The sequence below is a fragment of the Mycobacterium sp. genome (assembly GCF_019243155.1).
GTDB lineage: Bacteria > Actinomycetota > Actinomycetes > Mycobacteriales > Mycobacteriaceae > Mycobacterium.
Genome location: NZ_JAFAUS010000062.1, coordinates 1 through 11,409, shown reverse-complemented (window position 1 = coordinate 11,409; position 11,409 = coordinate 1). Strand labels below are relative to the sequence as shown.

The following is an 11,409-nucleotide window of genomic DNA, read 5'->3' as shown; positions in this document are numbered from 1 at the left end:
ACGAACACGCCGAACTGATCACCGCCATCGCCGCCCGCAGCGGCAAACGCGCCGGCGACCTCATGCGCCGCCACACCGAACGCACCCGCGAGATCTACCACCAACGCCGTCAAGAAGCCGACGGCGCCGCCTGATCCACCACCGACGTCTTCGATGCTGTCGATCAACTCTGGACTTTTAACGTCAGATGAATACTGTATGCACTAAATGCAGCCTGACTGAGAAAGCCAGAGGTGACGGCATGGAGCGAGGACTGGAAGCCAGATGGGCGCGGGTCGACCGTCCCCGCCAGGTCACCGAGGCAAGGCAGGCGGCAGACACGCTGCGCGGCGAGTCCGTCGTGGTGATCGGGCGCGGCAGCGGGACCGCGCGTGCGGTGGCGTTGTTGGCACACTCCCGCGGCGCTCGGGTGGTCGTGGCCGGCCGCGACAAGATCGGGTTGCGTAGCGATTACGGCGGCACGGACATCGACACCGAAGCGGTCGACATCACCGACGACGAGTCGATCGCACGCCTCGCCACGCGGACGGGCCCTGTCGATCACGTGGTGGCGACCGCGGCGGCCTGGGCCGGATTGAGGCTGGCCGACTTGGAGCGTCACGATCTGCGGAAGTCGTTCGACATCAACATCATCGGATCGATGATGCTCGCCAAGCATTTCGCCCGGCAGATCAAACCGGGCGGATCGTTCGTGCTGTTTTCCGGAGTCCACACCGTCAAGCTCGACGCGGCCAGTATTGGAACTGGCGGTGCGGTGGATTTGCTGATCCGCTGGTTGGCGGCTGAACTCGCACCGATCCGAGTCAACGCCGTCTCACCCGCGATCACCGCGGGCACGTACGGCGTCCGCCAGTGCCATGAGCATCACGATCACCGAAATCTCTTGCATCGGCACGGAACATCAGTCGACATCGCCGGCGTGGTGCTGTTCGCGATGACGACGAAATTCATGACCGGCATGACGCTGAAAGTCGATGAGGGACTGCAGATCTAGTAGGAATGACGCTAAACGGCGGCTTCCTTGTCGAATTCCGAGGCGATGTCGCGCGCGACCCGTTTGAGCAACGGGGTGACTGCCGTGGCGGACTTCAGCGTGACCCGTGCCGCGGGACCCGAGATCGAGATCGCGGTCAAGGAGGGCGCGTCGGGCACCGGCACGGCGAAGCATCGCACGCCGACTTCCTGCTCGCCCTCGTCAAGGGCATAGCCCCGCGAACGGCACAACTCGATGTCTTCCAGCAGCGCGGCGGGCGTGGTGAGGGTGTTCTCGGTGGCGCCCGGCATCCCCGTTCGCGCCAGCAGCGCGCGCACCGTCTCGTTGGGAAGCTGCATCAGCAGTGCCTTGCCGACGCCGGTGCAGTGCAGATAGACGCGCCGCCCCACTTCGGTGAACATGCGCATGGAATGCGGCGAGGGAACCTGGGCGACATAGACGGCCATGTCGTTGTCCATGAGCGCCATGTTCGCCGTCTCGCCCGTGCGTTCCACCAGCTCCACCAGATGCGGTCGCGACCACATCCCGATGAGCTGCGCCGCGTTCTCGCCGAGACGGATCAGCCTCGGCCCCAGAGAGTAATGCCTGTTGGGCAGCTGCCGCAGGTAGCCCATGCCCAACAGGGTGCGCGCGAGTCGGTGGATGGTCGGCTGAGGCAGGTCCGCGCGGGCGGCGAGTTCGCCGAGGGCGCCCGTGCCTCCCATGGAGGCCAGGATTTCCAGCAGCTCGAACGCTCGCTCGACGGATTGGACTCCGCCGGTACGCTCCGTGTCGTCACGCGCCATCGGCTATCGGCTCACAATCCGAGCCGCTCGAGAGGAACTTCTGCCACGACGGCGACGGTAGCAGCATGCGGGACGTCCGGGACGTCGTTACCGGCGAAAGCTGGTCGCTGGCTTCGACCACCGCCGCCGCAACGGCAGGATCGGCTAGTCGTAAAGCAAAGCGGCGGTGGGTGAATCGTCGAGCGATGTGGACAGCTCGTTGAACTCGGTGATTTTGTCGATGTCGGTGCCCATCGCGATATTAGTGATCCGTTCCAGGAAGATCTCGACCATGACGGGCACCTTGTGCTCCTGGGCGAGCTGCTGTGCGCGGGTGAGCGCGGGGGCGATCATGGCGGGATCGGTGACTTGAATGGCTTTGCAGCCCAAGCCTTCCACGACGCGGCGATGGTCGACACCGTAGCCCTTGGGGATGTCTGAGTCGCCGGATTCCTGGGCATTGATGTTGTCGAAAGCCAACGAGACGAAGTAGTCCATGTCGAAGTTGAGCTGCGCCTGGCGGATGAGTCCCAGGTAGGAGTTGTTGACCACCACATGCACGTAGGGCAGGTTGAATTGCGCGCCGACGGCCAGTTCCTCGATGAGGAATTGGAAATCGTAGTCGCCGGACAACCCCACGATCGTGGTGCCGGGGTGGGCGGTGGCCACGCCCAGAGCGGCGGGAACGGTCCATCCCAGGGGTCCGGCCTGGCCGCAGTTGATCCAATGCCGCGGTTTGAAGACTTGGAGGAACTGGCCCCCGGCGATCTGAGACAATCCAATTGCGGTGACATAGCGCACATTTCGGCCAAACGCCCGATTCATCTCTTCGTAGACACGCTGCGGTTTGATCGGGATGTCGTCGAAGTGGGTTTTGCGGTGCAGTGTCTTCTTGCGCTCTTGGCAGTCACGCACCCAACCGGTCCAGTTCGGCAATGTGCCGGCCACGCGGCGCCGCGTCGCCTCGGCCACCAGCAGCACCAGCGCCGCCCTGGCGTCGGAGACGATGCCGAGGTCGGGGGCGAACACGCGACCGATCTGAGTGGGTTCGATGTCGATGTGGATGAAGCGTCGGCCTCGGCGGTAGGTGTCCAGGCCGCCGGTGTGGCGGTTGGCCCACCGGTTGCCGATTCCCAGCACGAAATCGGATTCGAGCATGGTCGCGTTGCCGTAGCGGTGGGCGGTCTGCAGCCCCACCATGCCGGCGGCAAGCCGGTGGTCGTCGGGAATCGTTCCCCAGCCCATCAGCGTCGGCACCACGGGGATGTCCAGCAGCTCAGCCAGTTCGACCAGCAGCTCGGAGGCATCGGCGTTGATGATGCCCCCACCGGCAACGATGAGGGGCCGTTGCGCCGTCTGCAGCATGTCCAGCACCTTGGCGATCTGCGCCGGAGTGGCCGTGGGCTTGTAGACGGGCAGGGGAGCGTAAGCGGCCGCGTCGAAGTCGATTTCGGCCAGCTGAACGTCGATGGGCAGATCGATGAGCACGGGCCCTGGCCGACCCGAGCGCATCAGGTGGAAAGCCTGGGCGAACGCGCCGGGAACCTGCCCCGGCTCGAGAACCGTCATCGCCATCTTCGTCACGGGCGCCGCGATCGCGGCGATGTCGACCGCCTGGAAGTCTTCCTTGTGCAGTTTGTTCACCGGCGCCTGACCGGTGATCGCCAGGATGGGAATGGAATCGGCACTGGCGGAATACAATCCGGTGATCATATCGGTGCCGGCAGGTCCGGAGGTGCCGATGCACACGCCGATGTTGCCGTGCGCGGCGCGGGTGTACCCCTCGGCCATATGGCTGGCGCCCTCGACATGGCGGGCCAGCACATGCCGGATCCCACCGTGGGCGCGCATCGCGGAGTAGAAGGGGTTGATCGCCGCGCCGGGCAGTCCGAAAGTCTGTGTGGCGCCTTCGATTTCGAGTATACTGACCGCTGCGTCAACCGTGCGCATCCGTGTCATTAGTCCACACCTTCCTGGCGTCCCGACAGCCGCTCGACACCGCGCAGCAAGGCCGAGTGATCGAGGCCGCCGTCGCCGGTTGCCAGCGCGGAGGCCATCAGTTGGGCGACGACAGCGCCGAGCGGGATGGCGACGCCGGCTTCGCGGGCGGCGCTGGTCACAATGCCCATGTCCTTGTGGTGCAGCTTGATACGGAAGCCCGGATCGAAGTTGCGGGACAACATTTTCGGTGCCTTTTGGTCCAACACCGCCGAACCGGCCAGGCCGCCGCCGAGAACCTTGACGGCCGCGTCGAGGTCGACTCCGTAGGCCCGCAGGAAGGTGATCGCCTCGGCGAGCAACTCGATGTTGCCCGCCACTATCAGTTGGTTGGCAGCCTTGACGGTCTGTCCGGCGCCGTTGGGTCCGACGTGCACGATGGTCTTGCCGACGATGTCGAGGATTGGTTTAGCGGCGCCGAAGTCGTCGGCGCTGCCGCCGACCATGATCGACAGTGACGCGCTTTTGGCGCCGGGTTCGCCGCCGGAGACCGGGGCGTCGATCAGCCGCAAGCCCCGGCGGTCGGCTTCCTGGGCGAGCTGAGCGGTGACATCGGGGCGGATCGAGGAGAAGTCGATCACCAGGGTGCCGGGTTGCGCATGGGCGAAAACACCGCTCTCGCAGAGCAACACGTCTTGCACATCGGGCGAGTCGGGCACCATGACGGCGACCACGTCGGCTTGTTTGACCGCCTCTTCGATCGACTGGGCCTCCGTGCCGCCGGCCTCGATCAGGGCCCCGGCCTTCCCCGGTGACCGGTTGTAGCCGGTGACGGTGTGGCCCGCCCGGGCCAGGTGGCAGGCCATCGGGCTGCCCATGATGCCCAGTCCGATGAAGCAGATGGCGCTCATTGAGTCCTCGTTCCTGCCGGCGTGGCCAGCGAGTCGGTGTTGACGCCGCCGCGTCCACGTTCGGACCGCGGCAGCCAGTCGAAGGTGTTGAGCCGGCTGGGCTTGTATTCGAGGCCGATGTAGCCGCTGTAGCCCTGTGCGAGCAATATGCCGACGTGCTCGTCCAGCGGGATCTCACCGGTTCCCGGCTCCCCGCGGCCGGGTGCGTCGGCAATCTGCACGTGTCCGATGTGGCCGGCGTAGGCGATCAGGGCCCGGGCCACGTCGTCGTCATTGGCGTAGAGGTGATAGAGGTCGGCGAGCAGTCGCAGGTTTGTCGTTCCGCTTTCGTCGTGGACCCGGTTGATGACGCGGACTGCGTCGACCGCGGTCTTGAGGGGGTAGCGCGGTGCGCCGCTGACCGGTTCGACAAGCACGGTCGCCCCGATGCGCGCCGCGGCGGCCGCCGCGTAGGCGAGATTTTTTGTTGCCACGTCGTCTTGGACCGCGGGGGCGACGCCGTCGATGCGGTTGCCGTAGAGCGCGTTGAAGGCCCCTGTGCCCAATTGTTCGGCGATGCCGACGGCGATCTGGACGTTGTTTCGAAAATCGGTTGACTGCGACGGGTCGGACAGGACTCCTCGGTCGCCGGCCGCCATGTAGCCGGCGAAGAAGTTCAATCCGCTCAGCCGGACTCCCGCGTTTTTGATGGCGCGCACGAAGGTATCCACGTCGGCGTCCGGTGGCGTCGCTTCGACGAAGGGCCACCAGAATTCCACCGCCTCGAAGCCCATCGCTCGGGCCGCGGCCGGCCGGTCCAGCACGGGAAGATCGGTGAACAGGATCGAGCAGTTCACCGTGTAGGTAGCAGAGGCCACGAGTGTCCTTCCGAGAGGAGATTTCGCATTGCGGAATTTATTCGTCGTATTACGGAATAAGTCAACGCGCCGGCCGACGATGCTGTCAAGGCTCGTGGCGGGAAGATCCACGAAACAAAGCTATTGATAACGCCTTTCGATCAACTGTGGACATACCCAGTGGCCCATAATGGATGGCGTTATGGCACTCGCTCATCGAGGCGCAGTCATGGAAACTGACTTCCATATAACGGAATTCTGTGAAGCCGACTCTGAGTGCCCGGGAAGGATTGAGTGATGACGTGCGTCGCGGGAAAGGCCGCGCCGTGAGCCGCAACATCGTGCTGGCACCCGACAAGTTCAAGGGTTCGTTGACCGCCGACCAAGCGGCGCGCGCGATGGCGCAGGGTGCGCGTCGAGCGGACCCGAACGCGGTTCCGGTTCTATGTCCGGTCGCGGACGGGGGTGAGGGCACCCTCGATGCCCTGGTGGCGGCCGGATTCGACCGGGTCGATGCTCATGCCACCGGGCCGACCGGTGCCGTAGTGCACACCGCCTATGCGCGCATCGGTGGACGCGCGGTCATCGAGATGGCTGATATCTGCGGCCTGCAGCGGCTTCCCGCCGGGACACCGGCGCCGATGACGGCGACCAGCTACGGGCTGGGCGCAGTGGTGGCCCAAGCCCTGGACGACGGATGCCGGGACATCGTGATCACCGTCGGGGGGAGCGCAAGCACTGACGGCGGTGCGGGGATGCTGATGGCGCTGGGCGCCGAGGTGCTCGATCGACACGGCAACCCGATTGGGTTGGGGGGTCGTGGGCTGGCCGACGCCGCCCGGCTCGATCTTCGCCGACTGCACCCGGCCGTCGGTGCCGCCACCTTCACCCTGGCCGCCGACGTGGACAACCCCTTGTGCGGGCCGCAGGGCGCGGCCGCGGTCTACGGGCCGCAGAAGGGGGTGCTTGGCAGTCAGATCGCCGAACTGGACCGCGGCCTTGCCCGATGGGCGGATCTGGTTGGGCCGGCCACGAACACCGACGTTCGGGACGCGCCCGGTGCGGGTGCCGCCGGCGGGACGGGATTCGCCGCGCTGGCCGTTCTCGGCGCGCGGATGCGCCCCGGCATCGAGATGCTGCTCGACCTCGTCGATCTCGACCGAAACCTGCGAGGCGCCGCCATGGTGATCACCGGCGAGGGCTCCCTCGATGAGCAATCATTGCGCGGGAAAGCGCCCGTGGGCGTTTCCCGAAGGGCGCAGACGCTGGGCATACCCGCCTTCGCGATCGCTGGGATATCGACGCTGACCAGCGTCCAAGCGCACGACGCGGGGTTCACTGCGGTCCACAGCCTCAACGAACTCGAGCCCGATCTGTCGCGCTGCACCAGGTACGCTGCGGAACTGCTCACCGTGGTAGCCGAACGGCTTGTCGGGGCGACCATCGCCGCACGTCGGGACGGTGCCCGCCCTATGCCTCGACCGCTCGCCTAGCCCCGCCGGTCCGGGACGGGCGCATCAAGTGCCGGCGTTCTGGGACAATGGCGGCCGTGGCCTTTACGCCGATATCCCTGACGCCGGGCGTCCTCACTGAGGCCCTGGTCGATCTCGGCGCTGTCGCGCACAACGTGCGGGTGCTGCGCGAGCATGCCGGCAAGGCCCAGGTGATGGCCGTCGTCAAGGCGGACGGCTACGGCCACGGGGCCGTCCAGGCCGCCCGCGCCGCTGTGGCCGCCGGGGCGGCGGAGCTGGGCGTCGCCACCGTCGACGAGGCACTCGCGCTGCGCGCCGAGGGGATCACCGCGCCGGTGTTGGCCTGGTTGCATCGGCCCGGCACGGACTTCGGGCCCGCGCTGCTGGCCGACGTCGAGATCGCCGTCTCGTCGGAGCGTCAGCTCGGCGAGCTGCTGGACGCGGCGCGCCGGACCGGCCGCACGGCGACGCTCACCGTCAAGGTCGACACCGGGTTGAACCGCAATGGCGTGGCTCCGGCTCAGTACCCCTCGATGTTGACCGCCCTGCGCCGGTTCGCCGCCGAGGATGCGGTCCGGGTGCGGGGGCTGATGTCGCACATGGTCTACGCCGACCAGCCGGAGAACCCCATCAATGATATTCAGGCGCAACGGTTTACCGAGATGCTTGCGCAGGCACGCGAGGCGGGGCTGCGTTTCGAGGTCGCGCACCTGGCCAATTCATCGGCCACGATGTCGCGCCCCGATCTGGCCTTCGATCTGGTGCGGCCCGGTGTCGCCGTCTACGGCCTCAGCCCGGTGCCCGAGCTCGGCGACATGGGACTGGTCCCGGCGATGACGGTCAAATGCCCTGTGGCGCTGGTCAAGTCGATACGAGCGGGGGAGAGCGTGTCCTACGGGCACACCTGGACCGCGACATGCGACACCAACCTTGCGCTGCTGCCGGTCGGGTACGCGGACGGCGTCTTCCGATCGCTGGGCGGGCGCCTCGAGGTGTTGATCAACGGCCGGCGGCGGCCCGGTGTCGGGCGGATCTGCATGGACCAGTTCGTCGTCGATCTCGGTCCGGGGCGCGTCGACGTCGTCGAGGGCGACGAGGCGATCCTGTTCGGGCCCGGCAGCAGCGGTGAACCCACCGCGCAGGAGTGGGCCGACATGCTCGGCACCATCCACTACGAAGTAGTGACCAGCCCGCGCGGGCGTATCACCAGAACCTACCGCGAGGCACGAACCGTTGAGCCCTGATGAAATCCGCAAGCGCCACAAGGGCAGGGCGTGGCTTGCGGGAGGTGCGGGGGTGACGGCCGTCGCCACCATCGTCGGAGCGTCGGCCCGCCGTTCGATGACCCAACGCGCGAGCGGGATCGAAGACCCCTATGCCGACGAGGATTTCGACCGCCTCGATGACGACGCCAGCTACGTGGTGACCACGCCGGACGGGGTGACCCTTGCGGTCCGCGAGGCCGGCCCGGTGGACGCCCCGTTGACCATGGTGTTCGTTCACGGATTCTGCCTTCGGATGGGGGCCTTTCATTTTCAGCGGACCCGGCTGCCGAACCGCCTGGGGCCGCGGGTGCGGATGGTGTTCTACGACCAGCGCGGTCACGGGCGATCCGGCGAGGCCGATCCCGAGACGTACACGCTGACTCAACTCGGCCAGGATCTGGAAACCGTGCTGCAGGCGATCGCGCCGCGCGGGGTGATCGTGCTGGTCGGCCATTCGATGGGTGGCATGACGGTGCTGTCGCACGCTCGCCAGTTTCCCAAGCAGTACGGTCGCCGCATCGTTGGTGCCGCGCTGATTTCCACTGCGGCCGAAGGGGTTTCCCGCTCTCCGCTGGGCGAGATCCTGAAGAACCCGGCGCTGGAAGCGATCCGGTTCACCGCGCGCTCCGCGCCTAAGCTGATGAACCGCGGCCGCAACGTGTCGCGCTCGTTGATCGGCCCGGTTCTGCGGGCCGCGTCCTACAGCGACCTGCAGGTCAGCCGTAGCCTGGACGCGTTCAGTCAGCGGATGATGAACGGCACCCCGATCCCGACCATGATCGGCTTTCTGGATGCGCTGGAACATCACGATGAAACCGCGGGGCTGTGGACATTGCTGCGCGTTCCCACCCTGGTCGCGTGCGGTGATCATGACCTGCTGACCCCGGACGAGTATTCGCGAAAGATGGCGGCCTGCATGCCATTGTCTGAGCTGGTGATCGTTCCCGGCGCCAGCCATTTGGCGCTGCTCGACAAGCCCGAGGCCATCAACGACGGGTTGGTCCGATTGGTCAAGCGCGCGGCCCCGGGCAAGACGGTGACAGCGGCCCGCCGGATGCGAGAACGGTTGCGGCGCCGTGTCTGATCGCGATGGCCGCGGCCCGCAGTTCGATAGTGGCGCCGTGACATGCGAGCGCGTCGAAGACACCGTCGCGCTGGGCGCCCGGCTGGGTGCGCAGCTGCGAGCGGGCGACGTCGTGGTGCTCTCCGGTCCGCTGGGGGCGGGAAAGACAGTGCTGGCCAAGGGGATTGCCGTCGCGATGGATGTCGACGGCCCCATCACGTCACCGTCGTACGTGTTGGCGCGGGTTCACCCGCCGCGCCGGCCCGGTGCGCCGGCGATGATTCACGTCGACATGTACCGGTTGCTCGACACCGGGCAAGGCGCCGATCTGCTGGGCGAGCTCGATTCGTTGGACCTCGACAGCGATCTCGACGACGCGGTCGTCGTGGTGGAGTGGGGCGAAGGTCTGGTCGAGCGTCTGGCCGAGCGGCATCTCGACATCCGGCTCGAACGCGTCAGCCACTCCGACGTGCGGATCGCGACCTGGCAATGGGCCGACAGCAGGGTCGATTCATGAGCCCCGCAGCGATCGTCCTCGCCCTCGACACGTCCACCCCCGCCGTGACCGCCGGGATCGTGCGGCTCGACGATCTGTCGGTGCTCGCCGAGTGCGTTACGGTCGATGCCCGGGCGCATGCCGAGCGGCTCACGCCGAACGTGGTTTCCGCCCTTGATACTTCGGACCTGACGATGAGTGATCTCGACGCCGTCGTGGTGGGCTGTGGCCCCGGCCCGTTCACCGGCCTGCGCGCGGGGATGGCCACCGCCGCCGCGTATGGGCACGCGCTGGGCATCCCGGTGCACGGCGTGTGCAGCCTGGACGCCATCGGGGTGCGCACCACCGGCGACATGCTGGTGGTCACCGATGCCCGCCGGCGCGAGGTCTACTGGGCGCGCTACCGCGACGGTGTCCGCACCCACGGCCCGTCGGTCAACGCCCCGGCCGATGTCGACCCGGGCACGGCTCGGGCGGTCGCCGGTTCGCCCGAGCACGCGAGCCTGTTCGACCTGCCGTGCTGCGAGCCCGTCTACCCGACACCGGCCGGACTTGTTGCGGCGGTGAGTGACTGGTCGGCTGAACCCGCGCCGCTGATCGCGCTGTATCTGCGTCGGCCCGACGCCAAGCCGTTGGCGGCGAGAAAATGACCGCGTACAGCGGACCTGTGACCCTGGGCGCGTTGATGCCGGCCGACGCGCAACGCTGCGCCGAGCTGGAGGCGCAGCTCTTCGACGGCGACGACCCGTGGCCCGCGGCGGCGTTCAACCGCGAATTGGCCAGTGCCCACAACCATTACGTGGGCGCGCGAATCGGCGAGACCCTGGTCGGGTATGCCGGTATCTCGCGGTTGGGTCGCAGGCCCCCCTTCGAGTACGAGGTCCACACGATCGGCGTCGACCCCGCATACCAGGGACAGGGCATCGGGCGTCGATTGCTCAACGGTCTCTTGGATTTCGCTGACGGTGGCGCCGTCTACCTGGAGGTTCGCACCGACAACGAGGCGGCCATCGCGCTCTACCACAGCGTCGGGTTCACCCAGATCGGATTGCGCCGACGCTATTACCGAGTCAGCGGCGCCGACGCGTACACGATGCGGCGGGAGGCCCTGTGACGCGCGTCGGCGACGATGCAGAGCGAAGCGATGAGGAGGAGTGGCGCAATTGACTACAGTTTTGGCAATCGAAACCTCCTGCGATGAAACGGGAGTCGGCATAGCGCGCCTCGACGCCGATGGCACCGTGACGCTGCTGGCCGACGAGGTGGCGTCCAGCGTCGACGAGCACGTCCGCTTCGGCGGCGTCGTCCCGGAGATCGCCTCCCGGGCGCACCTGGAGGCGCTCGGCCCCACGATGCGCCGAGCGCTGGACGCCGCGGGCTTGCAGCGGCCCGACATCGTCGCCGCCACCATCGGCCCCGGCCTGGCGGGCGCGCTGTTGGTGGGAGTTGCTGCGGCCAAAGCGTATTCGGCCGCGTGGGGGGTGCCGTTCTACGCCGTCAACCACTTAGGCGGGCACCTGGCAGCCGACGTCTACGAACACGGGCCGCTGCCCGAATGCGTGGCGCTGCTGGTGTCCGGCGGACACACCCACCTGCTGCATGTGCGGTCCCTCGGCGAACCGATGATCGAGCTGGGCAGCACCGTCGACGATGCCGCCGGCGAGGCCTAC

11 protein-coding genes and 1 pseudogene are annotated in these 11,409 nt (G+C 67.2%); 8 read left to right on the top strand and 4 right to left on the bottom strand.

Features of this window, described 5'->3' with window-relative positions; translation table 11 throughout:
• Positions 1-241 precede the first annotated feature (241 nt).
• Complete coding sequence (locus JOZ00_RS03240) at positions 242-994, top strand: SDR family oxidoreductase (RefSeq protein ID WP_293339550.1); 753 nt, start codon at positions 242-244, stop codon at positions 992-994.
• Between the two features lie 11 nt (positions 995-1,005).
• Here the strand turns inward: JOZ00_RS03240 and JOZ00_RS03235 are convergent, their stop codons facing one another.
• From JOZ00_RS03235 to JOZ00_RS03220, 4 genes are all read right to left on the bottom strand, one after another.
• Positions 1,006-1,779 (bottom strand): IclR family transcriptional regulator, encoded by a 774-nt coding sequence (locus JOZ00_RS03235; protein WP_293339547.1) that lies wholly within the window; start codon positions 1,777-1,779, stop codon positions 1,006-1,008.
• 144 nt (positions 1,780-1,923) lie between these two features.
• The gene (gene gcl / locus JOZ00_RS03230; RefSeq protein ID WP_293339544.1) at positions 1,924-3,717 is read right to left on the bottom strand and encodes a glyoxylate carboligase; all 1,794 of its coding nucleotides are present in this window, start codon (positions 3,715-3,717) and stop codon (positions 1,924-1,926) included.
• Positions 3,717-4,685 carry a 2-hydroxy-3-oxopropionate reductase gene (locus tag JOZ00_RS03225; protein ID WP_293339553.1) on the bottom strand — a complete coding sequence of 323 codons (969 nt, stop codon included), beginning with the start codon at positions 4,683-4,685 and terminating at the stop codon, positions 3,717-3,719. The genes gcl and JOZ00_RS03225 overlap by 1 nt, the downstream gene beginning before the upstream one ends.
• The gene (locus tag JOZ00_RS03220) at positions 4,604-5,464 is read right to left on the bottom strand and encodes a TIM barrel protein (RefSeq protein WP_293339542.1); all 861 of its coding nucleotides are present in this window, start codon (positions 5,462-5,464) and stop codon (positions 4,604-4,606) included. The genes JOZ00_RS03225 and JOZ00_RS03220 overlap by 82 nt, the downstream gene beginning before the upstream one ends.
• A 305-nt stretch (positions 5,465-5,769) precedes the next feature.
• On the opposite strand from JOZ00_RS03220, the gene JOZ00_RS03215 reads away from it, so the two are divergent.
• From JOZ00_RS03215 to JOZ00_RS03185, 7 genes and pseudogenes are all read left to right on the top strand, one after another.
• A complete protein-coding gene (locus JOZ00_RS03215) occupies positions 5,770-6,936 on the top strand; it encodes a glycerate kinase (RefSeq protein WP_293339539.1) in 1,167 nt (388 codons plus the stop codon).
• A 56-nt stretch (positions 6,937-6,992) separates the two neighbouring features.
• On the top strand, positions 6,993-8,159 hold the full coding sequence (alr, locus tag JOZ00_RS03210; RefSeq protein WP_293339536.1) for an alanine racemase: 1,167 nt from the start codon (positions 6,993-6,995) through the stop codon (positions 8,157-8,159).
• Between the two features lie 52 nt (positions 8,160-8,211).
• Entirely contained in the window at positions 8,212-9,264 is a 1,053-nt protein-coding gene (locus JOZ00_RS03205) for an alpha/beta hydrolase (protein WP_293339533.1), read from the top strand.
• Positions 9,257-9,760, top strand: coding sequence for a tRNA (adenosine(37)-N6)-threonylcarbamoyltransferase complex ATPase subunit type 1 TsaE (gene tsaE, locus JOZ00_RS03200; RefSeq protein ID WP_293339530.1), 504 nt, complete (start codon positions 9,257-9,259; stop codon positions 9,758-9,760). Before JOZ00_RS03205 ends, tsaE begins: the two co-directional genes overlap by 8 nt.
• Positions 9,757-10,389, top strand: a complete 633-nt coding sequence (tsaB, locus tag JOZ00_RS03195; RefSeq protein ID WP_293339527.1) for a tRNA (adenosine(37)-N6)-threonylcarbamoyltransferase complex dimerization subunit type 1 TsaB — start codon at positions 9,757-9,759, stop codon at positions 10,387-10,389. The genes tsaE and tsaB overlap by 4 nt, the downstream gene beginning before the upstream one ends.
• Positions 10,386-10,853 (top strand): ribosomal protein S18-alanine N-acetyltransferase, encoded by a 468-nt coding sequence (gene rimI, locus JOZ00_RS03190; RefSeq protein WP_293339524.1) that lies wholly within the window; start codon positions 10,386-10,388, stop codon positions 10,851-10,853. The genes tsaB and rimI overlap by 4 nt, the downstream gene beginning before the upstream one ends.
• A gap of 49 nt (positions 10,854-10,902) precedes the next feature.
• Positions 10,903-11,409: pseudogene (locus JOZ00_RS03185) on the top strand (tRNA (adenosine(37)-N6)-threonylcarbamoyltransferase complex transferase subunit TsaD); the annotation flags it as partial.